The sequence below is a fragment of the Streptomyces sp. NPDC002144 genome (assembly GCF_053593695.1).
This window is the reverse complement of sequence record NZ_JBSFDB010000026.1, coordinates 113,274-139,967: the sequence shown is the minus strand read 5'-3', so window position 1 is coordinate 139,967 and position 26,694 is coordinate 113,274. Positions and strand designations below refer to the sequence as shown.

Genomic DNA, 26,694 nt, shown 5'->3' with positions numbered 1-26,694 from the left:
CACTATTGCCTGTGCGGCAAATTCATTGCCTCAGAGGCAAAAGCGCCTCGGGAGATCACTCCGAAACGGTCGTCGTCTCGTACGCCTTGTGCCGTACGTCGGGGTCCGGGTGCCTGCGCAGCCGCCGCAGCAGCGACCGCCACTCCTCGGGCCAGCCGAAACTTCCGGCCGTTCCGGAGACCAGCTGTGCCGCGAGCAGGCCGCGGGCGGTGCCGCCGTCGTCGGCCAGTCGCTCGGCCGCCGCCAGCACGACCGCGCCGCGCTCCGGCCGGGCCCGGTGCGCCCAGCCCGCCTCCAGCCGGCTCGCCACCTCGAGCGCGACGGCCGTTCCGGTGCCCTCCAGCGCCTCCGCGAGGTCCAGCAGCCGCCCGAGCAGCCGGTCCGGTTCCTCGGTGAGGTCGACCAGCCGGCGCAACTGGCCCGCGCGTTCGGCCGCCAGCAGCGGTTCCGGCGCCAGCAGCGCGACGATCTCCTCCAGGGCCTCCGGCGGCTCGGCGCCGCTGAAGGACGGTGCGACAAGTTTCCTGAGCCGTTGCAGCGCCGGCAGGTCACGGTCCTCAAGCGCCTCGGCCCCGCCCTCGGGCGTGTGCATCGCGGCCAGCAGCCCGGTCACCGCGTCCCGGTAGGCACTGCCCGGAGCCACGCCACCCACCGGATGCGGAACGTCGGAGAGGGCCAGCTCACGCAGCACCCACGCCGCGTACTGCCAGTGCTCCCGGCCCCCCAGGTCGCACACCGTGCCGACGATGCGGCCGATCAGCCCGGGTGCGTAGCGGGCCCAGGGAGCCACATCCCGGAAGAAGCCGTAGGCGACGAGGCCGTCGTAGGACGCGAGGGCGGCGTCGTAGACCGCGTCGACCACGGCCGCGTACCGGCCGCGGTGCGCCTCGGCCAGTTCCCAGGGCACCACCTCCGTCAGGGACCAGAGCACCGTCGGGGTGTCGTCCCGTGCGGCCGCGTCCAGCAGGTGCCAGGCCTCCGGCACGCCCAGCAGGGGCGGAAGCGCGCGGATCACGGCGGTCCGGACGTCGGGGTGCGTGTCGGGGGCGAAGCCGCGCGCGAGCAGCGCCACCGCCTGACGCGGCGGCAGGAAGCGGGCCGCGAGGCGCACGGCCTCCTTGCGGGAGGTCACCTTCGCGGGCCGCTCCCCCGTCAGCAACGGGCTGAGGGCGGCGGCGAGTTCGGAGGGGGCGGTGAAGCGGGCGGCGCGGCTCGCCGCGTACACCGCGACCCGGGCCCGGTCACCGGCCGCCTCTTCCAGGAGCACCGGCAGGGCGTCCTGCGGACGGTCGGTCCAGGGCAGCGCGGCGAGCGCCGCCTCGGCGACGACCACCTCCTCGTCGTCCTTGTGCCGCATGGCGAGGGCCAGGCCCAGCTCCGGCACCGGGGCGGCGGCGCGGAGCGCGGCGGCCCGGTCGTCCAGGGACCGGGAACGGTCCTCGGTGATCTGCTCCGCGAGCCGTGCCGCGACCCGCTGCTGGCGGGGCAGCCAGCGGTCGGCGGCGCCGAGGTCCGGCAGCGGACGCGCCGCCCCGGCGACCAGGAAGCGCCCGTACGGCGGGGTGTCGGCCAGCAGGGCGTCCAGCAGGTCCGTGCGCTCGCGGGACAGTACCCGCCGTACCGGCGCCAGGACGACCGCCGACGGCTCCCGTCCGACGATCCGGCCCGCCCGTTCCCCGCGGGTGGCCGGTGCGGCCAGCCACAGTGTCGCGGCCGCCTCGAACGTCATGTCGTCGCCGCGCTCCAGCGCAAGGGCGAGCATGTCCTGCAGCGCGGGCATCCGCCGGGCCCGCGGGCCGAACGCGGCGGCCAGGCCGAGGAGCAGCCGGAAGTCGGACCGGTCCGCCGCCGCCTCCAGCCAGGGGCGCAGCGCCTCGAACACCTCGTGCTCCTGGCCGCGCCGCAGGACGCGGTGCAGCGGTCCGAAGTCGGGTACGCCGACCCGGCCCGTGATCCGCTCCAGCGTGCTCAACGCCCAGGCGCGCAGGGCCGTTTCGTCGTCGCCGGCATGCTCGACGAGGACGCGCTCGGCGAGGGTGCGCAATGCCTTCAGGGTGCCGGCCGAACAGTCCCGGGCCTGAAGGGTGTCGAGGGCGACACGGCCGAGCGGCTCGGCGTCCGCGGAGGTGAACAGGCGCGGATGCGTCTCGGCGAGCGCCTCCAGCGCGGCCGAGCGCACGAGGTCCTGGTCGTTGCGGAGCCGGCCCGCCGCCTCCAGCACCTCGGTGATCGCCTCCCGGCCGCCGTCCCGGGCCGCGCAGGCCACCAACAGCGGCCAGGCGGCGGCGCGGTCGTCGGCGTCGGGCCGCCGGATCGCGGCGATCAGGAAGGCGCGTGCCTCGTCGTACGGGCCGTGGGCGAGCGTGTCCAGGTCGTCCCAGGCGTCGACCCGCTCGCCGAACTCGGCGGCCGCCCTGCGCACTTCGGCCCAGCGGCGCTCGCGCGGCAGCAGGCCGAACACGGACAGGGCCGGATCCCAGGCCGTCCCGTCCGCGGTGACCGCGTCGAGGAAGGCCGTCCGCCGTCCCGGGGCCATGGCCCTGAGCAGCCCGGCGAGGTGGTCGCGGCGCTGTATCCAGTGGCGGCCCAACCGCGGCAGGGACGGCGGCTCGGCGCGCACCAGCCGGCGCAGCACGCCGGGCGGCGGCACCGGCTCGTGGCGCGGTGGGTCCCGGCGCGGGGAGATGATCCAGCGCACGACCCGCTCGGCGTCGGCGTCGACGAGCGCGCCGAGGCCGCCGAACAGGCCGGGCGGCAGGGCGGCAGGGCCGTGCCGTTCCAGCAGGGCCAGGACGCCCTCGGGCAGTCGTGGGGCGAGTGCCGCGACCGTCGTGGCGTTCAGCCGCCACCACTCCTCCCGGGTCCGGTGGTCGGTCCGGTCGGCCAGGGCGCGTTCGGCGTGGGCCAGCACCGGGCCGGGGTGGCGCCGGGCGAGCCGTGGCCAGTTGTCCACGGCGTGCGCGAGCCGGGGCAGTTCCTGTGCGACGAAGGGCGTGGAGCAGGCGGGCAGCAGACGTGCGGCCTCGGCCTCGCCCCACTCCTCGCCGAGCCGCGTCACCAGCCGCTCGGCGAGCGCGCCGCGGCCACCGGAGGCGAGCAGACGGGCCAGCCGGCCCCGCAGCGCGGCCGGTGCGTCGTCGTACGCCGCCTCCACCGCCGCGTCGGGCACGGGCAGGGTGCGGGCGGCGCGCTGGGCGTACCCGGCGACGACCGCGTCCGGGTCGGCGAGCCGGGCGGCGAGGAAGCCTGCGTCCCGGCCGACGAGGGCGGCCAGCGCGGCGAGGCGGCGCCCGTAGGGACCGTGGGCGTCGAGTTCGGTGAGGAGCGGAGCGAGTTCCCCCTGCGCCACGAGCCTGCGCGCGGTCTTGGCGGTGAGGGCGAGACGGGCCGGGAAAGACAGTCCTTCGAGTGCGGAGAGCAACTGCTCCGCGGTGGTCGGCATCCGGCGATTGTGTCGCACGGTGATCGCTCGCGCGATCGATTATTCGGGCGGCCGGGGGCCGTGCAGGAACCCCGGCCGCCCGGCGCGTCAGCGATGGGCCACGGCCTGCTTCACCAGCGTCTTGCTGAAGTCCCACATCAGCCCGCCGCCGCTGTGCGCGTCGTCCATGACGGCCGTGAAGGCGTCCACGAACCGGTCGACCTCCGGCTCGCCGACGACCAGCGGCGGGATCAGCTTGATCACCTCCAGGTGGTCGCCGGAGACCTGGGTGAGGATCCGGTGCCGCTGCAGCAGCGGTACGACGACCATCTGCGCGAACAGTCCCTTGCGGGCGGCCTGCAGCATGGTCCAACGGCTGCGCAGCTTCAGCGACTTGGGCCTGCCGAACTCGATGCCGATCATCAGGCCCCGGCCGCGTACGTCGGCGAGCAGCTCGTACTTGTCGATCAGCGCCGCCAGCCGGGACTTCAGGAGGTCGCCCGTACGGCGGGCGTTCGCGACGATCTGCTCGTCCTCCATGACCGACAGCACGGCGAGGCCGGCCGCCATGGCCTGGGCGTTGGAGCCGAAGCTGGCGGAGTGGACCAGCACCCGGTCCATGGACGAGTAGACCTTCTTGAAGATCCAGTCCTTGCCGAGGGTGGCGCCGACGGGGACGTACCCGCCGGACAGGGCCTTGGCGACGCAGACCAGGTCCGGTTCGACGCCCTCCTCGTGCTGGTAGGCGTAGAAGTCGCCGGTGCGGCCGAGGCCCGTCTGGACCTCGTCGGCGATGAGCAGCGCCTTGTGCCGGCGCAGGAGTTCCTGGGCGGCGCGCAGATAGCCGGGCGGGCTCTCGTACACACCCTTGCCCTGGATCGGCTCGACGATCAGGGCGGCGACGTCGCCCTTCTTCAACTCCCTCTCCAGCGCCTCGAGATCACCGAGCGGAACGGCCGTGTCGGGCAGCAGCGGGGCGAAGCCGTCGCGGAAGCCGTCCTCGCCGTTGACCGACAGCGAACCGGTGGTCAGCCCGTGGAAGGCGTGGTCGCAGTACAGGACGCGCGGCCTGCCGGTGGCGAAGCGGGCGAACTTCAGCGCTGTCTCCACCGCCTCCGTACCGCTGTTGCCGAAGAACACCCGGTCCAGGTGCGGGCTGTACGTCAGCAGCTTCTCCGCGAGCAGTCCCGGCAGCGGCTGGCAGTCGAAGCGGGTGAGGTCGGCGAGAGAGGCGTCGAGGACGTCGTGCAGCGCCTTGCGGACGACGGGGTGGTGGCGGCCGACGCCCATCACCCCGAACCCGGCGAGCATGTCCAGGTAGTCGTTGCCGTCCGCGTCCCAGAAATGGGCGCCCTCGGCCCGCTCGTAGACCTTGTCGAAGCCGATCGTGTGCAGCATGCGCGGGAGTTGGTGGTTCAGGTACTTCCCGTGCAGCTCGTAGCGCTCGGCTCCGCGCTCGGCCAAGAGTGCGCCGAGGTCGAACTCCTTGGTCATTCAGCCCTCTCCTTGACGGTGCCGTCCGCCTGTTCCTTGACGGCCAGGGTGTCCTCGGCCTCCTTGACGGCGAGGCTCGCGCTGATCCGGCCGGCCACCTCCACCGGCGTGAGACCGATGTCGGCCAGCACCTCACCGCGCTTGGCATGCGCGAGGAACTGCTCCGGGATGCCGAACCGCCGTACGGGGACGTCGACTTCGGCGTCCGAGAGGGCGAGCGCGACCGCCGAGCCCACTCCGGCGGAGCGGCTGTTGTCCTCGACGACGGCGACCAGCCGGTGCTCGGCGGCGAGCCGCACGAGCGCCGGGTCCACGGGCTTGACCCAGCGAGGGTCGACGACCGTGCAGGAGATCCCGCGCGCCCGGAGCAGTTCGGCGGCCTGCAGACACACCGGTGCCATCACACCGACGGCGACCAGCAGCACCTCCGGGGTGCCGGGGCCGCGGTGCAGGACGTCGAGGCCGCCGACCCGGTCGACGGCCGGGATCTCGGGTCCCACCGACTCCTTCGGGAAGCGGACCAGGGTCGGCGCGTCGTCGACGGCGACGGCCTCGCGCAGCTGGGCGCGCAGTTGGTCGGCGTCGCGCGGCGCGGCGATCCTGAGGCCGGGGACGACCTGGAGGATCGACATGTCCCACATGCCGTTGTGGGAGGGCCCGTCGACGCCCGTGACGCCCGCCCGGTCCAGCACGAACGTCACGCCGCAGCGGTGCAGGGCCACGTCCATCAGCAACTGGTCGAAGGCGCGGTTGAGGAAGGTGGCGTAGACGGCGACCACGGGGTGCAGGCCCCCGGTCGCCAGACCGGCCGCGCTCACCGCCGCGTGCTGCTCGGCGATGCCCACGTCCCACACCCGGTCCGGGAACCTGGCGGCGAACTTGCCGAGACCCACCGGGTGCAGCATCGCCGCGGTGATCGCGACGACGTCCTCCCGCTCCTCCCCGATCCTGACGATCTCGTCGCCGAACACCGAGGTCCAGGACGGGGAGCCGGCCGGCGTGAGCGGCTCGCAGGTGAGCGGGTCCATCACGCCGACGGTGTGGAAGTGGTCCTCCTCGTGGGCGAGGGCGGGCTCGTAGCCGCGGCCCTTCTCCGTGAGGCAGTGGACGAGGACCGGCCCGTGGAAGCGTTTCGCCCGCCGCAGCGCGGACTCCACGGCGCCGATGTCGTGTCCGTCGATCGGGCCGACGTACTTCAGGCCCAGGTCCTCGAACATCCCCTGCGGGGCGAAGGCGTCCTTGAAGCCCTTCTTCGCGCCGTGCAGGGACTCGTAGATGGTGTTGCCGACGACGGGCGTGCGCAGCAGCACGTCCTTGCCCCAGGCGAGCACCTTCTCGTAGCCGTCGGTGGTGCGCAGGGTGGCCAGGTGGTTGGCGAGGCCGCCGATGGTGGGCGCGTAGGAGCGCTCGTTGTCGTTGACGACGATGATCAGCGGCCGGTCCTTGGCTGCCGCGATGTTGTTCAGCGCCTCCCAGGCCATGCCGCCGGTCAGCGCGCCGTCGCCGATGACCGCGACGACATGCCCGTTCTCGCCCTGCACCTGGCGGGCCTTGGCGAGACCGTCGGCCCAGCCGAGCGCGGTGGAGGCGTGGCTGTTCTCGACGATGTCGTGCTCGGACTCCTCGCGCGAGGGGTAGCCGGACAGGCCGCCCTTGCCGCGCAGCTTGGAGAAGTCCTTGCGCCCGGTGAGGATCTTGTGGACGTAGCTCTGGTGGCCGGTGTCCCACACGATGCGGTCGACGGGCGACTCGAAGACCCGGTGCAGCGCGATGGACAGTTCCACCACGCCCAGGTTGGGCCCGAGGTGCCCGCCCGTCCTGGCCACCGCGTGCACCAGGAACTCCCTGATCTCCTCGGACAGTTCGCGAAGTTCGCTCTCGGACAGCGCCTTCAGGTCTCGTGGTCCCCGGATGTTCTCCAGAATGGTCACGGTCGGGCCCCCTTCGGTCCGTGCTGTTCAACTCACGGTGACGGCCGGCTCCCCCGACGCGACGCCGTCCTGTTCCATCTGCTCGGCGATCTTCATCGCCTCCTCGATGAGGGTCTCCACGATCTTCGACTCGGGGACGGTCTTGACGACCTCGCCCTTGACGAAGATCTGCCCCTTGCCGTTGCCGGAGGCGACCCCCAGGTCGGCCTCCCGCGCCTCACCGGGACCGTTGACCACACAGCCCATCACGGCTACCCGCAACGGGACTTCCATGCCCTCCAGGCCCGCCGTGACCTCGTCGGCGAGCTTGTAGACGTCGACCTGCGCCCGACCGCAGGACGGACAGGACACGATCTCCAGCCGCCGCTGCCTGAGGCCCAAGGACTCCAGGATCTGGATGCCGACCTTGACCTCCTCGGCGGGCGGGGCCGACAGGGAGACCCGGATGGTGTCGCCGATGCCCTGGGAGAGCAGCGCCCCGAAGGCGACCGCCGACTTGATCGTGCCCTGGAAGGCGGGACCGGCCTCGGTCACGCCCAGGTGCAGCGGGTACTCGCACTGGGCGGCGAGCTGCCGGTAGGCCTCGATCATCACGACCGGGTCGTTGTGCTTGACCGAGATCTTGATGTCCCGGAAGTCGTGCTCCTCGAAGAGCGACGCCTCCCACAGCGCCGATTCGACCAGCGCCTCGGGTGTCGCCCTGCCGTACTTCTGCAGCAGCCGCTTGTCGAGCGAGCCCGCGTTGACCCCGATCCGGATCGGCGTGCCGTGGTCCTTGGCGGCCCGCGCGATCTCCTTGATCTGGTCGTCGAACTTCTTGATGTTGCCGGGGTTCACCCGCACTGCCGCGCAGCCCGCCTCGATGGCCGCGAAGACGTACTTCGGCTGGAAGTGGATGTCGGCGATGACCGGGATCTGCGACTTGCGGGCGATCGTCGCGAGGGCGTCCGCGTCGTCCTGCGTGGGGCAGGCGACGCGGACGATCTGGCAGCCGGACGCGGTGAGTTCCGCGATCTGCTGCAGGGTGGCGCCGATGTCCGACGTACGGGTCGTCGTCATCGACTGCACCGACACCGGGGCCCCGCCCCCGACCGGCACCGGCCCGACATGGATCTGCCGCGACACGCGCCGCTCGGCGATCGGCCGGGCCGGTACCTCGGGGACGCCCAGGGAGATGGCGCTCACGTCGTCACTCCCGGTTTCCCGCGACCGTCTCGCGCATCGCGCGCAGGGACTCCTTCAGCGACCCCATGGTCGCGAGGACGGCGGTGGGCTCGTAGCCGCAGTGCGCCATGCAGTTGGCGCAGCGCGGGTCCTTGCCGCGGCCGTACTTGTCCCAGTCGGTCTTCTCGATGAGTTCGCGGTACGTCGGCACGTACCCGTCGCTCATCAGGTAGCAGGGTCGCTGCCAGCCGAACAGGGAGTAGTTCGGGATCGCCCATGCGGTGCACGGGAAGTCGACCTTGCCCTCCAGGAAGTCCAGGAAGAGCGGGGAGTGGTTCAGCCGCCACTTGCGCCGGTTGCCGCCCGCGAAGGCCTTCTTGAACAGCTCGCGGGTCTGCTCCACGCCCAGGAAGTGCTCCTGGTCGGGCGCCTTCTCGTAGGCGTAGGCGGGCGAGATCATCATCTCGTCGACCTCTAGGTCGTCGTTGAGGAAGTTGAGCACCTCGATGATGGTCTGAGGGGTGTCGGTGTTGAAGAAGGTCGAGTTGGTGGTGACCCGGAAGCCGCGCCGCTTGGCCTCCTTGATCGCCTCCACGGCCTCGTCGAACACGCCCTCCTTGGCCACCGACTCGTCGTGCCTCTCCTGCAGACCGTCGATGTGCACCGTGAAGGCGAAGTACGGGGAGGGCTTGAACTTGTCCATCTTCTTGCGCAGCAGCATGGCGTTGGTGCAGAGGAAGACGTACTTCTTCTTGGCCACCAACTGCCGCACGATCTCATCGATCTGAGGGTGCATCAGCGGCTCGCCGCCGGCGATGGACACCATCGGCGCACCGGACTCCAGCACCGCGCCCACGGCCTGCGCGACCGGCATGCGCTGCTTGAGCACGCCCGCCGGGTGCTGGATCTTGCCGCAGCCCTCGCACTTCAGGTTGCATGCGAAAAGAGGTTCCAGCTCCACGATGATCGGGAACTTGTCCCGCTTGCGGAGCTTCTGTTCGGCCAAGTATGTAGCGACCTTGATGGACTGGCGCAGCGGCATGGCCATCTGGCTCACCTCCGGGGGAGCAGCAAAGAACGGTGCCATTCGAAGAAAGCGGGAAGTACGGAACGAAGGACGCGGAAGGCTGATATTCCACCGCGCACCGTGCCGATCCGGACGAGTTCATGTTCAGGAGCGTCCACGACCACCCGTACGGCCGCAACTGGGCGCTCGCGGGTGCGCACGGCGCTCAGGAGCGTCGCCGCCGATTCCATGTCGACCGCGATCGCGCCGGTCGCGAGCAGATCCGACCGTTCCTGACCGCGGACGACATGATCGGAGCCGGTGAGCGGCCCGGTGTGGACGGTGCGGCCGGGCACGGCGCGCACCAGTGCCTCGACCAGCAGCTCGGTGCCGACGCACGGGACGGTCCCGCGCGGATGCCGGGTCTCCTCGGCGACGACCAGGTCGCCGGGGTGCATGCCGGGGGCGAGGCCGGCGCAGAAGCCGGTGGCCAGGACGGCGGCCCCGGCGAGCTGCGGCCGGGACAGCACCCGGGTGGTGGAGACCTCGGCCGCCTCGGGCCCCATGCCGGTGCGCAGCACGGTGACCGGCCCGCCGGCCCCACCCGGGTCGCTCGTGCGCAGGGCGAAGCGTTCGATGCCGAGCGCGCAGGCGATCAGCAGCGGGGCGGGGGCGGGCTCGGTGGTCATCAGCCCCCCTTGCCGACGGCTGCCACCACGGAGGGCTCTCCGTGGACGTACCGGCCGAGGGCGGTCAGCGGGAAGACCTGCCGGTAGAGGTGGTAGTTGATGGAGAAGTCCCAGGGGAAGCCGGTTCCGGTGAAGTACGGCTCGTCCCAGGAGCCGTCCTCGCGCTGAGTGGCCGCGAGCCATGCGACGCCGCGCTCGACGGCCTTGGACTCCTGCTCCCCCGCCGCGAGCAGGGCCATCAGCGCCCACGCGGTCTGCGAGGCGGTGGAGGCGCCCTTGCCGCTCCACTTCCTCGCGTCCTTGTAGGAGCGAAGATCCTCGCCCCAGCCGCCGTCGTCGTTCTGCACCGACTCCAGCCAGGCGACCGCACGGCGGATCGCCGGGTGTGAGCCGGGGAAGCCGGCCGCGACGAGGGCGGGGACGACGGACCCGGTGCCGTAGACGTAGTTGACGCCCCAGCGCCCGAACCACGAGCCGTCCGGCTCCTGTTCGGCCAGCAGCCACTCGATGCCGCGCCGGGTGCGCGGGTCGTGGGAGAGGCCCTCGACGGCCAGCATCTCCACCACATGGGCGGTGACGTCGGCGGACGGAGGGTCGATGACCTCGCCGAAGTCGCAGAACGGCAGCCGGTTGGGGAAGGGACTGGTGTTGTCGACGTCGAAGGCGCCCCAGCCGCCGTTCCTGGACTGCATGCCGAGGTTCCAGCGCACCCCGCGCCCGATGGCCTTCTCCACCCGCTCCGGGTCGTGGTGTCTGACCCGGCGCAGCGCGAGGATCACCTCGGCGGTGTCGTCGATGTCGGGATAGTTGTCGTTGTGGAACTCGAACGCCCAGCCGCCGGGCGGCAGTTGGGGTCGCTTGACCGCCCAGTCGCCGGGCCGGACGATCTCCTCGCCGAGCATCCAGTCGGCGGCCCTGACGAGTTGCGGGTGGTCGGCCGGGACGCCCGCGTCGACGAGGGCGATGGTGGCGAGGCAGGTGTCCCACACCGGCGACTGGCAGGCCTCGATCATCCGGGCCCCGTCCTCGCGCCACACCGCGAAGCGGTCCAGGGACGCCAGCCCCTCACGGATGACCGGGTGTTCGAGGTCATAGCCGAGCAGGTACAGGGCGATGACCGAGTAGACGGCCGGCGGCTGGATGCCACCCCAGCAGCCGTCGTTCTCCTGCCGCTCGATGATCCAGCGGGCCGCGGAGTTCATCGCCGCCCTGCGCAGCCGGCGCGGCACGACCTTGCGCAGCTGGTGCAGCGCCTTGTCGAGACGCTGGAAGGCACCGTCCCAACTGGCCATCGGGGCAAGGGGTCTGGGCGGATTGGGCTGGGCCGGGTCGGTGTGCAGTTCGTCGAGCGGGAAGGGCGCGGGCCGCACCGGCCGCTTCGCCGAGACGATCGTCAGCGGGACGATGGTCTGCCGGGCCCAGCACCCGAAGTCGTAGATGTTCAGCGGCATCCACTGGGGGAAGTAGATCAGCTCCGGCGGCAGTTCGGGCAGGTCCTCCCACTTCCACCAGCCGAACAGGGCGAGCCAGATCCGGGTGAAGACACGGGCCGCGGCGATGCCGCCCTGGTCCCGGATCCAGGCGGAGGCCTTCGCCATGTGCGGGGCGTCCGGCTCGTCGCCGGCCAGGCGCAGGGCGACGTACGCCTCGATGGTGGTGGACAGTTCGCCGGGTCCGCCGTAGAAGGTGGCCCAGGTGCCGTCCGCGCGCTGCTCGCCGCGGATGAAGAGTCCGGCGGCGTGCCGTGTGGAGTCGTCGAGGATGCCCAGGAACTGCCGCAGCAGCAGGTCCTCGGCGTCCATCGTCACATTGGTCTCGAGGTCGCCCTTCCACCAGCCCTGGGCGTCCTGCCGCGACAGCAGGAAGTCGGTGGAGCGTTGTACGGCGCGTACGGCGGCGTCGCGTACCCCCGCCGCCACGGGGGTGGTGCTGTCGGTTTCGCTGGCCGAGGCAGCTCGGGGCGACACGGCCCCGGTGCTTCCGTCGGTCGTCGCTGTCATGGCTTCCCCTTCGTGCAGTCGTGCGAGTCGTGCTGCTGTGGGTCCGCCGTCGGCCGGTGCCGGAAACCTCCTGCCGGCACCGGCCGGCGACTACGCGAGGGCTATTCGACCGATAATGATCATCTCTTCCGTACGACGACGAAATCGGCGAGCGCCGCGAACCGGTCCCGCACCGGGTCGGGCATGTCGATGGCGTGCAGGGCCTCCACGGCGACCGTGTGCTGGCGGCGGGCCTCCTCGGCCGTCCACTCGCGGCCGCCCGCCTTCTCGATGAGGGCGGCGCGGGCGGCGAACTCCTCCTCGGAGAAGTTCTCGAAGTCGCTGCTCTTGGCGTCGGCGGCGAGGATCTCGCCGAGCCGCTCGGAGGCCGGGCCGCCGGCCGCGAGGGCGGCCACCACCGGCAGGGACTTCTTGCGCTGGCGCAGGTCGCTCCAGGTCTGCTTGCCGGTGGAGACCGGGTCGCCCCAGATACCGAGCAGGTCGTCCACGGCCTGGAAGGCGAGTCCGAGGTGGTAGCCGTACTTCTCCAGCGTGTCCGCGGTGCGGTCGTCGGCGCCGCCGAGCACCGCGCCGATGGAGGAGGCGCAGGCGAGCAGGGCGCCGGTCTTGTTGCCCTCCATCTCCAGGCACTCCTCGACGCTGACGCGGTCGCGGTGCTCGTAGGAGATGTCCTGGGCCTGGCCGTCGATCAGGGCGCGGGTGGCGGTGGTGAGGCGTCGGGTGGCGCGGCCGGCCTCGACCGAGCCGAGTTCCAGGAGGACCTCGTTGGCGAGGGCGAACAGGGCGTCGCCGACGAGGATCGCCTGGGCGGGGCCGTGCACCTTCCACACGGTGTCGCGGTGGCGGCGCTGTTCGTCGCCGTCCATCAGGTCGTCGTGCAGCAGGGAGAAGTTGTGGACGAGTTCGACGGCGACGGCGCCGGGGATGCCGACCTCGGGCGCGGCGCCGGTGACCTCGGCGGACAGCACGGCAAGGGCGGGGCGCACGGCCTTGCCGCCGTCGCCGTCGGCGGGGTTGCCCTGCGCGTCGATCCAGCCGAAGTGGTAGGCGGAAACGGTGTCCATGGGAGGGGCCAGACGGTCCACGGCCGCCCGCAGTACCGGTGTGGCAAGGGTCCGGCCGCGCTCCAGGAGCGCGGTCACGTCCACTGCGGTCGCTCGATCGGCCGTCTCGGCCGGGGGCACAGTGGGCACAGTCTCTCCTCTTGTTGCGGTACCGGGGGTGCGGGGGCCGCCTGCCGCCTGCTGATCGAGCATCACGCGGCCTCCTCGACGTCGAAGAGGTGGTGGGGGCGGGGCCGGCCCAGGGCGGAGAGCGCGGCGTCCGCCGCGCTCACACCGCTGCGGACCGCACTCTCCATGGTCGCGGGCCACCCGGTGGCGGTCCACGCTCCGGCCAGGTAGAGGCCGGGGGCTTTCGTACGGGCGCCGGGCCGCAGCCGTCCGACGCCGGGGGTCGGAGCGAACGTCGCCGTGCGCTCCCTGGTCACGAAGAAGTCCCGCACCACGGCGCCGCGGGCACCGGGAAGCAGTCGCTCCAGTTCGGGCAGGTACCGCTCGCGCAGCGCCGCGACCGGTTCGTCGATCTCGTCCTGCGCCGCCGACTGCGACAGCGCGAGGTACTGGCCCTCGCGCAGCCCGGAGGCGTCTGTGCGGTCGAAGATCCACTGCACGGGGCTGCCGAGGGCCGCGAAGAAGGGCTTCGTGAGCACCTTGCGGTCGTAGACGACATGGACGTTGAGGATCGGCGCGGTGCCGATGCGCAGAAGATTTTCCGGAGCGTCGAGCGCGCCCTCGGGCAGCAGGTCATGCGCCTCGCGCTGGGGTACAGCGAGCACCACGGCGTCCGGTGTGAACGTCTCGCCGGGAACCTGAACGCGCGGGTTCCCGTTCTCGTCAGTAGAGATGGAGGTGACGCGTGTACGGACCTCGGTACGCACGCCCGCGGAGTCGAGCGCCTTGCGGGCCAGCCGGTCGTGCAGTTCGCCCAGCGGGACGCGAGCCCATCCGATGTCGGCCGCTCCCGGGTCGGACAGCAGACCGGTCTTGAACACCATCGCGGCGAGCCCCAGCGAGGCGTCGCCCGCGACCGCGTTGAGGGTGGCGACCCCGACCAGGTCCCACAGGGCCTCGACGGCACGCGCCGACTGACCGTGCGCGGTCAGCCAGCTGCCGAAGTCCTGCGTGTCCAGGGTCGGATCGGCGAGGTCGAGCCCCTTGAGCGCGAGCGCGGCACGGCCCACCCTGGCGCGCTCGGCGAGCGAGAGATGCGGATACGTCGCCAGGCTGCGCCCCAGATGCAGCGGCACCGGCAGGGCGTCGCGCCGCAGCCTGCCCAGCCGCCGTCCCTCGGGCTTCGCGAGGTCGAGCACCGGCACGTCGAGACGATCCTGCAGCGGTGCGAGCTCCGTCGCCTCGATCCGGTCGAGGAACCAGCGGTAGGCGGTGCAGCAGCGCAGATAGACGTGCTGTCCGTTGTCGACGGTCAGGTCGCCGCGCTGGAAGGAGAAGGCGAGCCCGCCGAGGCGCGGCCGGCCTTCGAGCAGGGTGACGCGCACGCCGGCGTCGGCGAGGGCGAGGGCAGCGGTGATGCCGGCGAGACCGCCGCCGATCACGACGGCGTCCCGCCCGGGTCGTCCCGGGATGTCGGCGACCAGTCCCTCGGACCGCGTGCCGTCGTTCATCGTGCGCCCTCCCCTGCGCGACCGCCGTGGTGGAACCGTGCACGGTCGGCCGTCGCAGTCAGGGACGCCGTCTCCCGGCGGAGGGTTGCGTGCCGCTTTTCTCCGCCCGCATCACCTTGGACCGGATTGTCCATCAGGCGCGCCTCCTGACGGTCCGCCGTGTCACGTTCCGGGCGTCCAGGCCGGACAGCCCGCGCACGGCGACGTAGGCCTTCTCCCGGCCGGGCAGCGAGACCCGGCCGCGCAGCACGGCCTCCGGGTCGCGCTCGATGCGGTCGAGCAGTCGGCGGTAGATGCCGGCCATGGCGGCGACACAGGCGCCGCTGCGCCGGTCGAGCATGGGCAGCAGCCGGTAGCCCTCGGCGAAAAGGGCGCGGGCCCTGCGCACCTCGAAGTGCACGAGGCCCGCGAAGTCGGAGCCCTCCGGCGGGGTCGGGCCGTCGAACCCGGCCGAGCAGCCGAACTTCGCGAGATCGTCGGAGGGCAGATAGGTGCGGCCGCCCTCGGCGTCCTCGCGGACGTCTCTGAGGATGTTCGTCAGCTGCAGCGCGAGGCCCAGGGTGTCCGCGTACTCCGGGGCGCGCTCGGCGCCGCGCGCCCCCGGTTCCGTACCGAACACGCCGAGTGAGAGACGGCCGATCGCGCCCGCGACGCACCGGCAGTAGACCTTCAGGTCGTCCCAGGTCTCGTAGGTCTCGCCGCGCACGTCCATCAGCACGCCGTCGATCAGCTCGTCCAGGCCGCCGAGCGGGACCGGGAAGGCCTCGGCGGCGTGCGCGAGGGCGACCGCGACGGGATCGGTGTCGTCCTCGGCGACCTCCCCCTCGCGCACCCGGGTCAGCAGCGCCCGGGTGTCCTCGAGTCTCGCCGCCTTGACCTCGTCCGCCAGGTCACCGTCGCCGATGTCGTCGACGCGCCTGGAGAACGCGTACAGCGCCGACATCGCGCGCCGCTTCGGCGTCGGCAGCAGTCTGATGCCGTACGCGAAGTTGCGCGCCTGATGTCCGGTGACGGCCTCGCAGTAGCGGTAGGCGGCGAGTACCGGTGCGGACACGTGTTGTTCGAACTCCACGGTCCGGATCACCCCTCTCCTCGCAGAGTCACGCCCACCTCGCGCAGCAGCTGGACCTTGCCGGGCTTGGGCGGGCCGGGAAGTACGTCGTATTCGGCGGCGGCGATCGCGCGGACCGCCGCCCTTCCCCCCGCCACGAACCCCGCGAGCAGCAGCTTCAGCCTGCCCTGGACGCTACCCACCAGGGGAGCGCCTTCATTCAGGAGAACGCGGGCGCGTTCTGTTTCGTATGCGACCAGTGCGCGCACCGATGCGCCCGCGGTGGCCGTGGCGAGATCCGCCTCCTGGACATGGAACCGCTTCATGTCCTCGGCGGGCAGATAGATGCGGTCGCGGCCCAGGTCCTCGGCCACGTCCTGCAGGTGTTCGACGATCTGGAGTGCGGTGCAGACCGCGTCGGAGAGGCGGATGCGCTCGGGCGTCGAGGTGCCGGTGACGGACAGCACCAGACGGCCGACGGGGTTGGCCGACAGTTCGCAGTAGGCGAGCAGGTCGTCGTAGGTCTCGTAGCGGCTGACGAGCTGGTCCTGGCGGTTGGCGGCGATCAGTCCGCGGAAGGGCTCGGGGGTGAGCGAGCGGCGGCGGACGGTGGACTGCAGGCGGCGCAGGAGGGGGTGGCGGGGTTCCCCGGTGAAGACGCGGTTCAGGTCGGCCTCGAAGGCGTCCAGGAGCAGCAGCCGGTCCTCGGCGTCGGCAGGCGACACGCCGAGCAGCCTGGCGTCGGCGCCGCCGGGGGCGAGGTCGCCGTCGCCGATGTCGTCGACGAGGCGCGCGAAGCCGTACACGGCCATGAGGTCGTCGCGCCAGGCCCGGGGCAGGAAGAAGGGGGCCACGGGGAAGTTCTCGCCCGCGGCCTTGTCGAGCGTGCCGCGCTCCGTGTCGAGCAAGCGCGACGTGCCGGTTCCCGTCACCGCTCGCTGCCCGGGGCGGGGACGGCACAGGCTGCTGCGTTGAGCTGGGGAGTTTCCGTAGCCATTGCCGTCACATCTCCCGTTCTACACCGCCGACCCAATACACACTATTTCGGACACGCCGCCCGGCCATCCGTGCGACTGTCCCGCTTGAGGGTGTCGCGCATTATCGCCCCACTTTGCCGCGTTTCGGGACCGGTACAGCTTACGTTGTACAACGCAGCGAGCTTCCCTGGGGTGTCCTGCACATCACAACAACACACCGATTGGTGTCAAGATTCCTAAGGCGAGCCCGAGTTGACGTTTCCTTTGCAGACGCCGGGCCCCGCCGCTGGGGTTGCGGCGGGGCCCGGCGATCCGTCTGGCAGTTGTGTCCAGGCGGGAGTGGACTACTTGCCCGTGAACTTCTCGTACTCCTTGAGGACCTCTTCGGTCGGTCCGTCCATGCGCAGCTCGCCGCGTTCCAGCCACAGCACCCGGTCGCAGGTGTCGCGGATCGAGTTGTTGTTGTGGCTGACCAGGAACACCGTGCCGGCCTTCTTGCGCAGCTCGCGGATGCGTTCCTCGGAGCGCTTCTGGAACTTGCGGTCGCCGGTGGCCAGCGCCTCGTCGATCATGAGGACGTCGTGGTCCTTGGCGGCGGCGATGGAGAAGCGCAGCCGGGCCGCCATGCCGGAGGAGTAGGTCCGCATCGGCAGGGTGATGAAGTCGCCCTTCTCGTTGATGCCCGAGAAGTCGACGATCTCCTGGTAACGCTCCCTGACCTGCTCGCGGGACATGCCCATGGCGAGGCCGCCGAGGATCACGTTCCGCTCGCCCGTCAGGTCGTTCATCAGGGCCGCGTTCACGCCCAGCAGGGACGGCTGGCCGTTGGTGTACACCTTGCCGCTCTCGGCGGGCAGCAGCCCGGCGATGGCCCGCAGCAGGGTCGACTTGCCGGAGCCGTTGGAGCCGATCAGACCGACGGCCTCCCCGCGGTAGGCGACGAAGGAGACGCCCTTGACGGCGTGCACCTTGCGCACCCCGCGCTCCTCGCCGCGCTTGAGGATGCGGCTGAGGGCGGCGGTGGCGCTGCCCTTGCCGGTCTTGGCGCCGTGCACGCGGTAGACGATGTGCAGCTCGTCCGCGATGACGGTGGGGATCCGCTCCCCCTGCTGCTCGGTGCTCGGCTCAGCCACGGCCGTACCTCTCCTCCGCCTTCCAGAAGTACACGAAGCCGCCCAGGGCGAACAGCGCCGCCCAGCCCCCGGCGACCGCCCAGACGTGGTCGGGCAGGTTCTCGGCGCCGTAGCCGTCGATCAGGGCGAAGCGCATCAGGTCCATGTAGATCGCGGTGGGGTTCCACTGCAGGACGTTCGCCAGCCACTGCGGCTTGTCGGCCAGCATGACGGGGATGGAGAACATCACGCCGGACGCGTACATCCACGTCCGCATCACGAACGGCATGAGCTGCGCGAGGTCGGGGGTCTTGGCGCCCGCCCGGGCCATGATCAGCGCGAGTCCGGTGTTGAAGAGGAACTGCAGCGCCAGCACCGGGACGATCAGCAGCCAGGACAGGTCCGGCAGGCTGCCGAAGCCGGCGGCCACCGCGAACAGCACGATCATCGAGAAGAGCAGCTGCTGGAGCTGCTGGAGCGCGAACGAGATCGGCAGCGAGGCGCGCGGGAAGTGCAGCGCCCGCACCAGGCCGAGGTTGCCGGAGATCGCCCGCACGCCCGCCATCACCGAGCTCTGCGTGAAGGTGAACACGAACACGCCCGTCACCAGGAACGGGATGTAGACGTCGCGCGGCAGACCGCGGTTCGCCTTGAGGATCAGGCCGAAGATGAAGAAGTACACCGCGGCGTTCAGCAGCGGGGTCGCCACCTGCCACAGCTGGCCCAGCTTCGCCTGGCTGTACTGCGCGGTCAGCTTCGCGCGGGAGAAGGCCATGATGAAGTGACGGCGGTCCCAGAGCTGGCGGACGTACTCGGCGAGGGAGGGGCGGGCGCCGCTCACGGTCAGCCCGTACCGTGCGGCGAGCCGGCTCGCCGTGAGGCCCTCGTCGGGCGACACGGCCGCGCCGAGGGCGACCCTGTCGTCGTGCGTTGTCTCACTCACTGGTGGATAACCTTCGTCTTCCTGATGCCCGGCCTGTGCGGGCACGTCATCAGCCCGGTACCCCGCTGGGGCCCGAACGCTCTCGGGAACACTCGCTTCCGTAGGAACGAGCTTGTCAGATCACGGGGGGCCGTCCCAGTCGGGTCAGCCGCCACACGGTACGCCACTTCATGGGCCGGCGCGGGCCGCACGGGGTGCTCCAGCCCTCCCGGAACCCGCCGAACCAGGCCCTCAGCGCGGGCCGCGAGGGGCGGCGGACCAGGGTGAGCAGCATCCACACCCCGAGGTAGACCGGGACGAGGGGCGCGGGGAGGTTGCGGCGGGCGAGCCAGACGCGGTTGCGGGCGACCATGCGGTGGTAGACCGCGTGCCGCGAGGGAGCGGTCGTGGGGTGGTACAGCACCATGTCGGAGCGGTAGTCGATCATCCAGCCCGCGTCGAGGGCCCGCCAGGCGAGGTCGGTCTCCTCGTGGGCGTAGAAGAACTCGTCCGGCAGTCCGCCGACCTCGGCGAAGACCCGGGTACGGACGGCGTTGGCGCCGCCGAGGAAGGTGGTGACCCGGGAGGAGCGCATCGGGTCGGCGGCACGCAGCCGCGGGACATGCCGGCGCTGGGTGATGCCGGTGTCGGGGTCGGCGATGCGGAAGCTGACGATGCCGAGCCTCGGGTCGGCCGTGAAGGCCTGCCGGCACAGCTCGGCGGTGTCGTGGCCCGCGAGGAGGCCGTCGTCGTCGAGGAACATCAATATGTCGACGTCCCGGCCACCGGGGCCGAAGGCCTCGATGCCGACGTTGCGGCCGCCCGGGATGCCGAGGTTCTCGGGCAGCTCTATCGTCCGGACGCCGTCCGGGACCTCCGGCACGGGCGAGCCGTTGCCGACCACGACCACCTCGACCGGGTCGCCGTCCTGCTTGGCCACCGAGTCGAGGAGGGCGCGGAGTTCGTCGGGGCGGTTGCCCATCGTGATGATGACCGCGCCGACCTTCATCCCGCTCACTTCAGCCTGCTGGAGGCGAGGATGGACACCAGGTGCAGCAGGGTCTGCAGCAGCGCGATGCCGGCCAGGACGGCCACACCGAGCCGGGAGAAGAACAGGTCGCCGCGCGCCTGGTCGACGACGGCCAGCACCAGGATCAGCAGGGACGCCTCGATGCCGAGGATCAGCCGGTGGAACTTGAAGGCCGCGGCGGCCCGGCGGGCCAGCGCCATGCCGGAGGAGCGCATCTCGGCGGCGGCCTCCTTGACCGGGGGCAGACCGCCCTGGTGCCGGGCGACCTGGACCAGGTCGGTCTCGGCCTTGATCAGGATGGCGCCGAGCGCGGCCAGCGTGCCGAGGAACGCCCACAGCCAGTCGATGCGGCCGCCGCCCCACAGGTCGGCGGCGCGCAGCCCGAAGCCGACGAGCACGGCGGCGTCGGTGAGGTAGGCGCCGACCCGGTCGAGGTAGACACCATTGAGGGAGTACTGCTTCTTCCAGCGCGCGATCTCGCCGTCGACGCAGTCCAGCAGCAGATACATCTGCACGCAGAACACGCCGAGCACGGCGCCCGCGATCCCCGGCACCAGGAGCGCCGGGGCCGCGAGCACGCCGAAGACGGTCATCAGGTACGTGAGCTGGTTGGGCGTGACCCTGGTGTTCACCAGGTAGCGGTCGACCCGCAGGGACACCTCACGCATGTAGAGGCGTCCCATCCAGTGCTCACCGCTGCGCCGGTCCTTGACCCCAGCGGGGTGGACGACCGGACGGAGTTCAGCTACCGATGGCCTTGACATAGTCGGCGTAGATGTCCTTGATCTGGTCGGTTTTCAGGTCGAGGTGTTCGAGGATGGTGTAGCGGCCGGGCCGGGTCTCCGGCGCGAACTCCACGGCGCGGACGAACTCGTCCACCGTGAAGCCGATCTCCTCCGGCAGCACCGGAAGCCCGTGCCGGCGCAGCACCTCGGCCATGTCGGCCGACTCCTCGTGCGCGCCCCGCAGGAACATGGCGAAGGCGGCACCGAGGCCGCACTGCTCGCCGTGGCTCGCCGCGCGCTTGGGGTAGAGCAGGTCGAAGGCGTGGTTGATCTCGTGACACGAGCCCGACGCCGGACGTGAGTCGCCCGAGATGGACATGGCGACACCGGTGAGGACCAGCGCCTCCGCGAGCACCTGGAGGAAGCCGTTGTCGCCCACTCCGCCCGGGTGCCGGAGCACCGCCTCGCCGGCCTGGCGGGCCATGGCCGCGGCGAGACCGTCGATCTTCTCGCCCTTGATCCGGTTGGCCAGCTCCCAGTCGGCGATCGCGTTGATGTTGGAGATCGCGTCGCCGATGCCCGCGCGCACGAACCGCACCGGGGCCTCGCGGATGACGTCGAGGTCGATGACGGCCGCTATCGGGTTGGGCACGCCGTACGATCCGCGGCCCGCGTCGTTGTCGAGGGTGGCGACGGGCGAGCACAGACCGTCGTGCGCGAGGTTCGTCGGTACGGCGACCAGGGGCAGCCCGATCCGCGCCGCGGCGAACTTGGCACAGTCGATGATCTTGCCGCCGCCGAGCCCCACGACCGCGTCGTAGTGGCCGGCCTTCATCTCGCCGGCCAGCCGGATCGCGTCGTCGAGGGTGCCCCCGCCGACCTCGTACCAGGTGGCGCCGGGCAGTGAGGGCTCCAGCCGCTCGCGCAGCCGGGCGCCGGAGCCGCCGCTGACGGCGACCGCCAGCCTGCCGGAGTGCGAGATGCGCTCGTCGGCGAGCACACAGGCCAGGTCGTCGAGGGCACCCGCGCGGATGTCCACGACGACCGGTGAGGGAATCAGCCTCGTCAGTACTGGCACGCGATCTCCCGTCCGCGGGCGAGATCGTCGTGGTTGTCGATCTCGACCCACTTGACGTCGCCGATCGGCGCCACGTCGATCCGGAAGCCGCGGTTCACGAGCTCCTGGTACCCGTGCTCGTAGAACTGCTGCGGGTCGCTCTCCCAGACGGTTTTCAGGGCGTCGGCCAGCTCCGGTGCGGCGTCGCCCTCGATGAGGGTGACGCCGATGTACTCGCCGGTGGCCTCGGCGGGGTCCATCAGCTTGGTGATCCTCGTCATGCCCTGGTCGGGATCGACGACGACCTTCATCTCCTCGTCGGCGAGGTTCTTCACGGTGTCCAGGGCCAGGATGATGCGCCGGCCCTCGCCGCGCGCGGCGAGCAGGGTCTTCTCGACGGAGACGGGGTGGACGGTGTCGCCGTTGGCGAGGATCACCCCGTCCTTGAGGGCGTCACGGCCGCACCACAGGGAGTAGGCGTTGTTCCACTCCTCGGCCTTGTCGTTGTCGATGAGGGTGAGCTTGAGGCCGTACTTCTGCTCCAGGGCCGCCTTGCGCTCGTACACGGCCTCCTTGCGGTAACCGACGATGACGGCGGCCTCTTTCAGGCCGATCTCGGCGAAGTTGCCGAGGGTCAGGTCGAGCACCGTGATCGAGTCCTCTATGCCCGCGGGCCCCACCGGCACCAGCGCCTTGGGCAGGCTGTCGGTGTAGGGGCGCAGACGCCGCCCGGCGCCCGCCGCCAGCACGAGGCCGATCATGCGGTTTCTCCTTCGTCGTGTACGGCGGGCGCCCCAGCGGACACCCAGAAGCGGATGCTCTCGACGAGCACCACCAGGGCGACGGCCACGGCGAGGACCGTGAGCGCGGCCTTGAACTGCGAGGCGGTGAGCGCGGCGGCCAGGACCGTGACGAGCAGCGTCCGTCCCTCGTGCCCCCCGACGGCGCGCACCAGCCAGGCCGGGGGCGCTCCGGCATTGCCACGGATGCGGTACACCGTGTCGTAGTGATGGTAGGCGACCGCGGCCACCAGCCCGAAAGCCGCGGGCAGCGCTCCGTTTACCCCGGATTCGGCCGCCAGCACCAGGACGGTGCCGTACTCGGCGGCGCGGAGGACGGGGGGAACGAGCCAGTCGAGGGCGCCTTTGAGGGGACGGGAGACGGCGACGGCGGAGAGCAGGACGTAGCCGACGGCGGCCAGTGCGGTGGGCCAGGCGGCGCCCCAGAGTGCGGCGGAGATCACTACGAGGAGACCGCCGGCGACGGCACCGACGGATGCCGGGACGCGGGGGGCGACCCGGGCCGTCAGTTCGGCGAGCGGCCCGCTGTCCGCGAGGTCCGCCAGCGCCCGCGCGGCCCGGTCGGTGCGCCGTGCCTTGCGCGTCAGCGACCGCAGGACCCGGCCCGCCGTGGTGTAGGTCGCCGCGAACGCGCAGCCGATGAGCAGGGCGTAGAAGGTGATCCGGGGAGTCGTGGCCGCCGTGAGGACCGCGATCATCGCCCAGCGCTCGCCGATCGGCAGCACGATCATGCGCCGTACCCACACCGTCCAGCCGACGCCGTCGAGCCTGTCCGAAAGGGCCGCCGTGGGGCTGGTGTTGGCGGTGGCGTCGTGGTTGGCCTCGTTGAAGGAGAAGTCCACGACGTGCCGGCAGGTCTGCAGGACCATCGCGCCGAGGGCCAACGCCCATACGTCGTCGCCGCCCCGGGCCGCTCCCAGCGCGAGCCCGGCGTAGTACGCGTACTCCTTGATCCGGTCGAAGGTGGCGTCCAACCAGGCGCCCAGCGTGGAGTACTGCAGGGAGTAGCGGGCCAACTGGCCGTCGGTGCAGTCCAGCACGAAGGACGCGATCAGCAGGACGCCGGCCGCGACGAACCCGGGCCGGGTGCCGGTGGCCGCGCACCCCGCGGCGATCAGCGCGGTGAGCAGGGAGGCGGTGGTGACCTGGTTGGGGGTCAGTCCGCGGCGGGCGCACCAGCGGGCGATGTAGCGGGAGTAGGGGCTGATGAAGAAGGTGGTGAAGAAGCCGTCCCGGGACTTCACGGCCGACTTCAGGCGTACGGCCTCGTCGTCGACGGCGGCGACGGCCTGCCGTGCCTCGTTGCGGTCCTGCGGGTCGGCGGGGACGGCGGCGACCAGGCTGCCGAGTTCGGGGCGGTGCACCTCGGCGCCGTCGTGGGCCAGGGCGGTGACGACACGGTCGGGGAGGCTGTCCACGGCCAGGGCGATGCCGCCGCCGGTGGAGTTCACCGCGGCCAGGGCCGCGCCGCCGCCCGTCGGGTTCTCCTCGGCCAGGGCCCTGATGAGGGCCGCCCGGCCCTCGGGCTGTGCGGTGACGGCGCCGGGGACGGCGGCGAGGGCGAAGCGCGGGTCGGTCAGACCGAGGCGCAGGGCGTGCCGATGGCCGACGAAGCGGGCGTCGACGAGGGCCACCCGCTGGTCGTACGGCGTCTCGGCGACGAGCCGCTCGGCGTCGGCGGCGTCGACGGCGGTCCGCACGTCGAAGCCGAGTGACCGCAGATCGCCCTCGATCGACGATCCGGGGACCGGCTGACCGGTGAGGATGGCGGTCGACAACCGAACTCACTCCCTGGGTGCCGACGCGGGGCGCCGGTCATGTGCACGGTGGGGCGCCCCTTGGCTGCACCAGGCGGGCGGCATGTCGGCAGAGGCTATCGGATGCTTGGAGTACGCCGTTCACCGGCCGTTCATGAGCCGATCAACGCCGTCTCCCCCGGCCTTTGCCGCGATCATCATCGGTGATCCGGGGTCCCGCCCACAAACCGCGCTTCACAGACCGGGCATCCCGGACATCGGGTCCGCCCCGCGGCCTCGGCATAGGGTGGGCGTCCATGACATGGCTGATCACAGGCGGGGCGGGATACATCGGGGCCCATGTGGCGCGGGCGATGGCCGGGGCCGGGGCCGGGGACACGGTCGTCGCCCTCGACGACCTCTCGGCCGGGTACCCCGGGCGGCTGCCGGCCCACGTTCCGCTCGTCGAGGGGTCGGCGCACGAACCCTCCCTGCTCAAGCGGGTGTTCGCCGAGTACGACGTGACGGGCGTCGTCCATCTCGCCGCGCGCAAGCAGGTCGCCGAGTCGGTGGCGCGGCCCACCCGTTACTACGAGGAGAACGTCGGCGGACTCGCGAGGCTCCTGGAGGCGACCGCGGAGGCGGGGATCAGCCGGTTCGTGTTCTCCTCCTCGGCGGCCGTGTACGGCGACCCGGACGTGGAGCTGATCACGGAGGACACCCCGTGCGCCCCGGTGAACCCCTACGGCGAGACCAAGCTCACCGGCGAGTGGCTGGTGCGGGCGGCGGGCCGGGCGCACGGCATCGCGACGGTGTGCCTGCGCTACTTCAACGTCGCGGGGTCCGCCGCGCCCGAGCTGGCCGACACGGGTGTCTTCAACATCGTGCCGATGGTCTTCGACCGGCTCACCCGTGACGAGGCCCCGCGGATCTTCGGCGCCGACTACCCGACACCGGACGGCACCTGCGTCCGCGACTACATCCATGTCGCCGACCTCGCGGAGGCGCATCTGGCCGCGGCGCACCGCCTGGAGGCGGGCGCGAGCGGCGATCTCACGGTCAACATCGGTCGCGGCGAGGGCGTTTCCGTGCGCGAGCTGATCACGGTCATCGGCGAGGTGACCGGCGACGACCGGGCTCCGGTGATCGAGGGCCGCCGCCCCGGCGACGCCCCGCGTGCCGTCGCCTCCGCCGCGCGGGCCGCCGAGGAGCTGGACTGGACGGCCCGGCTCGGGGTGCGGGAGATGGTGGAGTCCGCCTGGCGGGGCTGGCAGCACCACCACGGCGCATGAACCGGCCTGCGACCTGTCCGCGCCGCGCCTTCCGGCCGGCACCGGGCGGCCATGCGGAACGCGAGGCGGGGCTGTGCCACTGAGGCCGGTGGTGCGCCCCCGGAGCGGAACGCAGCCGTCCGGCGCGCACGCGCGTCCTTAAGGACCCCTGAGCCCCACAGCCCCACCCCGGACGGTTCCCCGCCGACCGCACCGGGCACGATCACCTACCGGGCCCCTCGTCCGGCGTCGACCGGTGACGGCCGTGGCCCGCGGAGCGCGCGGGACATGCGGGCGTGCCGGGAAGTGCCGGGAGTGCCGGATTCGTGCGGCACACTTGGGGCGCGAAGACCGATGCGAAGGATGGGTATGCCGATCACACCTGCCACCGCGACGCACAGTCCGTCGAACGGCACCGCAGACGCGATTTTGCTGGAACTGGTCGACGAGGACGGCGTCACGATCGGCACCGCGGAGAAGCTCGCCGCCCACCAGCCGCCGGGCCGGCTGCACCGCGCCTTCTCCGTCTTCCTCTTCGACGAGCACGGCCGGCTGCTGCTGCAGCAGCGGGCGCTCGGCAAGTACCACTCCCCCGGTGTGTGGTCCAACACCTGCTGCGGTCACCCCTACCCCGGCGAGGCGCCCTTCGCTGCGGCGGCCCGGCGGACGTTCGAGGAGCTGGGGGTCTCCCCGTCGCTGCTCGCCGAGGCGGGCACGGTGCGCTACAACCACCCGGACCCGGACTCGGGGCTGGTCGAGCAGGAGTACAACCACCTGTTCGTCGGCATGGTGCAGACCCCGCTGCGGCCCGATCCGGAGGAGGTCGGCGAGACCGCCTTCGTGACCCCCGCCGAGCTGGCCGAACGGCACGCCAAGGACACGTTCTCGTCCTGGTTCATGACCGTGCTCGACGCGGCCCGCCCGGCGATCAGGGAGCTGACGGGCCCGTCGGCCGGGTGGTGACCCCCGTCAGGGCACCCGCGCTGGCTTGAGCGGCAGGGCGGCCCAGATCACCTTGCCGCCGGCCGCCGTGTGCTCGACGTCGCACACCCCGCCCGCCTCCCGGGCGATCTCGCGGACCAGCAGCAGCCCCCTGCCACCGGTCTGCCCGTGGTCCGCCTCCAGGGCGGTGGGACGGTAGGGATGGTTGTCCTCCACGGACACCCGCACCCACTCGGCCCCGACGGCGACCTCCACGGCGAGCATCGGCGACAGCAGCGCCGCGTGTTTGACGGCGTTCGTGACCAGCTCCGAGACGATGAGCAGCAGACCGTGTGCCAGGTCGTCGGAGACGGGTACGCCCTGGCGGTGCAGCAGGTCCCGGACGGCGTGCCGGGCCTGCGGGACCGAGGCGTCCACGGCGGGGGCGGTGAACCGCCAGACGCCCTCGTAGGGCAGTGGATCCGGCGGCTTTGGACCGGACCCGCCCCCGTGGTTCTCCATCGTCCGGTCGCCACCCTCGCGCTCGATTGTCACCACACGTCGAGTGTTGGTAACGAGACGCATCGCTCCCGAGTACTGAACAGAAGTCAGCGACTATCGAGCGTTCGCGACCGTCCGCGCACGAGCCGGTCGGTTCTCGGACCGCTCTTGTCGCCCCCGGGTGTCGTAACTCTCGCCGATCC

General features: G+C 71.7%; 22 protein-coding genes. 2 read left to right on the top strand and 20 right to left on the bottom strand.

Translation table 11 applies throughout. The features are described 5' to 3' along the window. Positions 1-55: 55 nt before the first annotated feature. The 19 genes from ACWCQ1_RS33220 to ACWCQ1_RS33130 all read right to left on the bottom strand — a co-directional run bounded on the left by ACWCQ1_RS33220 (position 56) and on the right by ACWCQ1_RS33130 (position 23,840). Complete coding sequence (locus tag ACWCQ1_RS33220) at positions 56-3,442, bottom strand: hypothetical protein (RefSeq protein WP_451028054.1); 3,387 nt, start codon at positions 3,440-3,442, stop codon at positions 56-58. Between the two features lie 87 nt (positions 3,443-3,529). Further along, entirely contained in the window at positions 3,530-4,915 is a 1,386-nt protein-coding gene (locus ACWCQ1_RS33215) for an aspartate aminotransferase family protein (RefSeq protein ID WP_133042093.1), read from the bottom strand. Then, the gene (gene dxs, locus ACWCQ1_RS33210; RefSeq protein WP_451028053.1) at positions 4,912-6,846 is read right to left on the bottom strand and encodes a 1-deoxy-D-xylulose-5-phosphate synthase; all 1,935 of its coding nucleotides are present in this window, start codon (positions 6,844-6,846) and stop codon (positions 4,912-4,914) included. The genes ACWCQ1_RS33215 and dxs overlap by 4 nt, the downstream gene beginning before the upstream one ends. Positions 6,847-6,873: 27 nt before the next feature. Next, positions 6,874-8,031, bottom strand: coding sequence for a flavodoxin-dependent (E)-4-hydroxy-3-methylbut-2-enyl-diphosphate synthase (ispG, locus tag ACWCQ1_RS33205; RefSeq protein ID WP_358596997.1), 1,158 nt, complete (start codon positions 8,029-8,031; stop codon positions 6,874-6,876). Positions 8,032-8,035: 4 nt separating this feature from the next. Further along, the gene (hpnH, locus tag ACWCQ1_RS33200) at positions 8,036-9,058 is read right to left on the bottom strand and encodes an adenosyl-hopene transferase HpnH (protein WP_133042090.1); all 1,023 of its coding nucleotides are present in this window, start codon (positions 9,056-9,058) and stop codon (positions 8,036-8,038) included. A 5-nt stretch (positions 9,059-9,063) separates the two neighbouring features. Continuing rightward, positions 9,064-9,705 (bottom strand): 5'-methylthioadenosine/S-adenosylhomocysteine nucleosidase family protein, encoded by a 642-nt coding sequence (locus ACWCQ1_RS33195; protein WP_451028052.1) that lies wholly within the window; start codon positions 9,703-9,705, stop codon positions 9,064-9,066. Further along, a complete protein-coding gene (gene shc, locus ACWCQ1_RS33190; protein WP_451028051.1) occupies positions 9,705-11,705 on the bottom strand; it encodes a squalene--hopene cyclase in 2,001 nt (666 codons plus the stop codon). The genes ACWCQ1_RS33195 and shc overlap by 1 nt, the downstream gene beginning before the upstream one ends. Before the next feature lie 119 nt (positions 11,706-11,824). After that, on the bottom strand, positions 11,825-12,889 hold the full coding sequence (locus ACWCQ1_RS33185) for a polyprenyl synthetase family protein (protein WP_165954752.1): 1,065 nt from the start codon (positions 12,887-12,889) through the stop codon (positions 11,825-11,827). 71 nt (positions 12,890-12,960) lie between these two features. Further along, positions 12,961-14,388 carry a hydroxysqualene dehydroxylase HpnE gene (hpnE, locus tag ACWCQ1_RS33180; RefSeq protein WP_451028050.1) on the bottom strand — a complete coding sequence of 476 codons (1,428 nt, stop codon included), beginning with the start codon at positions 14,386-14,388 and terminating at the stop codon, positions 12,961-12,963. After that, complete coding sequence (locus ACWCQ1_RS33175) at positions 14,385-14,522, bottom strand: DUF6380 family protein (protein WP_358596987.1); 138 nt, start codon at positions 14,520-14,522, stop codon at positions 14,385-14,387. The genes hpnE and ACWCQ1_RS33175 overlap by 4 nt, the downstream gene beginning before the upstream one ends. Continuing rightward, positions 14,522-15,472: a presqualene diphosphate synthase HpnD gene (gene hpnD, locus ACWCQ1_RS33170; protein ID WP_133042085.1), complete on the bottom strand. Its 951-nt coding sequence runs from the start codon at positions 15,470-15,472 to the stop codon at positions 14,522-14,524. The genes ACWCQ1_RS33175 and hpnD overlap by 1 nt, the downstream gene beginning before the upstream one ends. Next, positions 15,469-16,371, bottom strand: a complete 903-nt coding sequence (hpnC, locus tag ACWCQ1_RS33165) for a squalene synthase HpnC (protein ID WP_358596984.1) — start codon at positions 16,369-16,371, stop codon at positions 15,469-15,471. The genes hpnD and hpnC overlap by 4 nt, the downstream gene beginning before the upstream one ends. A gap of 389 nt (positions 16,372-16,760) precedes the next feature. Then, a complete protein-coding gene (locus ACWCQ1_RS33160) occupies positions 16,761-17,549 on the bottom strand; it encodes an ABC transporter ATP-binding protein (RefSeq protein WP_133042083.1) in 789 nt (262 codons plus the stop codon). Beyond that, positions 17,542-18,471: an ABC transporter permease gene (locus ACWCQ1_RS33155; protein WP_133042082.1), complete on the bottom strand. Its 930-nt coding sequence runs from the start codon at positions 18,469-18,471 to the stop codon at positions 17,542-17,544. Before ACWCQ1_RS33155 ends, ACWCQ1_RS33160 begins: the two co-directional genes overlap by 8 nt. Positions 18,472-18,586: 115 nt before the next feature. Further along, a complete protein-coding gene (locus ACWCQ1_RS33150; RefSeq protein ID WP_133042164.1) occupies positions 18,587-19,459 on the bottom strand; it encodes a glycosyltransferase family 2 protein in 873 nt (290 codons plus the stop codon). 5 nt (positions 19,460-19,464) lie between these two features. Further along, positions 19,465-20,244, bottom strand: coding sequence for a CDP-alcohol phosphatidyltransferase family protein (locus ACWCQ1_RS33145; protein WP_133042081.1), 780 nt, complete (start codon positions 20,242-20,244; stop codon positions 19,465-19,467). Beyond that, positions 20,222-21,283 (bottom strand): iron-containing alcohol dehydrogenase family protein, encoded by a 1,062-nt coding sequence (locus ACWCQ1_RS33140; RefSeq protein ID WP_133042080.1) that lies wholly within the window; start codon positions 21,281-21,283, stop codon positions 20,222-20,224. The genes ACWCQ1_RS33145 and ACWCQ1_RS33140 overlap by 23 nt, the downstream gene beginning before the upstream one ends. Beyond that, positions 21,271-22,023, bottom strand: coding sequence for a phosphocholine cytidylyltransferase family protein (locus ACWCQ1_RS33135; protein ID WP_133042079.1), 753 nt, complete (start codon positions 22,021-22,023; stop codon positions 21,271-21,273). Before ACWCQ1_RS33135 ends, ACWCQ1_RS33140 begins: the two co-directional genes overlap by 13 nt. Beyond that, positions 22,020-23,840 (bottom strand): DUF5941 domain-containing protein, encoded by a 1,821-nt coding sequence (locus ACWCQ1_RS33130; protein WP_358596976.1) that lies wholly within the window; start codon positions 23,838-23,840, stop codon positions 22,020-22,022. Before ACWCQ1_RS33130 ends, ACWCQ1_RS33135 begins: the two co-directional genes overlap by 4 nt. Positions 23,841-24,115: 275 nt before the next feature. On the opposite strand from ACWCQ1_RS33130, the gene galE reads away from it, so the two are divergent. Continuing rightward, positions 24,116-25,090 (top strand): UDP-glucose 4-epimerase GalE, encoded by a 975-nt coding sequence (gene galE / locus ACWCQ1_RS33125; protein WP_451028049.1) that lies wholly within the window; start codon positions 24,116-24,118, stop codon positions 25,088-25,090. Positions 25,091-25,438: 348 nt separating this feature from the next. Then, a complete protein-coding gene (gene idi, locus ACWCQ1_RS33120; RefSeq protein WP_358596973.1) occupies positions 25,439-26,032 on the top strand; it encodes an isopentenyl-diphosphate Delta-isomerase in 594 nt (197 codons plus the stop codon). 6 nt (positions 26,033-26,038) lie between these two features. Here idi and ACWCQ1_RS33115 read toward each other — a convergent pair whose 3' ends face one another. Then, a complete protein-coding gene (locus tag ACWCQ1_RS33115) occupies positions 26,039-26,512 on the bottom strand; it encodes an ATP-binding protein (RefSeq protein ID WP_133042162.1) in 474 nt (157 codons plus the stop codon). Positions 26,513-26,694 lie beyond the last annotated feature (182 nt).

Coding starts and splice junctions, on each gene's coding strand:
- ACWCQ1_RS33220 (WP_451028054.1), bottom strand. CDS start 3,442: ATGCCGACCACCGCGGAGCAGTTGCTCTCCGCACTCGAAGGACTGTCT.
- ACWCQ1_RS33215 (WP_133042093.1), bottom strand. CDS start 4,915: ATGACCAAGGAGTTCGACCTCGGCGCACTCTTGGCCGAGCGCGGAGCC.
- hpnH (WP_133042090.1), bottom strand. CDS start 9,058: ATGGCCATGCCGCTGCGCCAGTCCATCAAGGTCGCTACATACTTGGCC.
- ACWCQ1_RS33195 (WP_451028052.1), bottom strand. CDS start 9,705: ATGACCACCGAGCCCGCCCCCGCCCCGCTGCTGATCGCCTGCGCGCTC.
- shc (WP_451028051.1), bottom strand. CDS start 11,705: ATGACAGCGACGACCGACGGAAGCACCGGGGCCGTGTCGCCCCGAGCT.
- hpnE (WP_451028050.1), bottom strand. CDS start 14,388: ATGAACGACGGCACGCGGTCCGAGGGACTGGTCGCCGACATCCCGGGA.
- ACWCQ1_RS33175 (WP_358596987.1), bottom strand. CDS start 14,522: ATGGACAATCCGGTCCAAGGTGATGCGGGCGGAGAAAAGCGGCACGCA.
- ACWCQ1_RS33150 (WP_133042164.1), bottom strand. CDS start 19,459: ATGAAGGTCGGCGCGGTCATCATCACGATGGGCAACCGCCCCGACGAA.
- ACWCQ1_RS33145 (WP_133042081.1), bottom strand. CDS start 20,244: ATGTCAAGGCCATCGGTAGCTGAACTCCGTCCGGTCGTCCACCCCGCT.
- ACWCQ1_RS33135 (WP_133042079.1), bottom strand. CDS start 22,023: ATGATCGGCCTCGTGCTGGCGGCGGGCGCCGGGCGGCGTCTGCGCCCC.
- galE (WP_451028049.1), top strand. CDS start 24,116: ATGACATGGCTGATCACAGGCGGGGCGGGATACATCGGGGCCCATGTG.
- idi (WP_358596973.1), top strand. CDS start 25,439: ATGCCGATCACACCTGCCACCGCGACGCACAGTCCGTCGAACGGCACC.
- ACWCQ1_RS33115 (WP_133042162.1), bottom strand. CDS start 26,512: ATGGAGAACCACGGGGGCGGGTCCGGTCCAAAGCCGCCGGATCCACTG.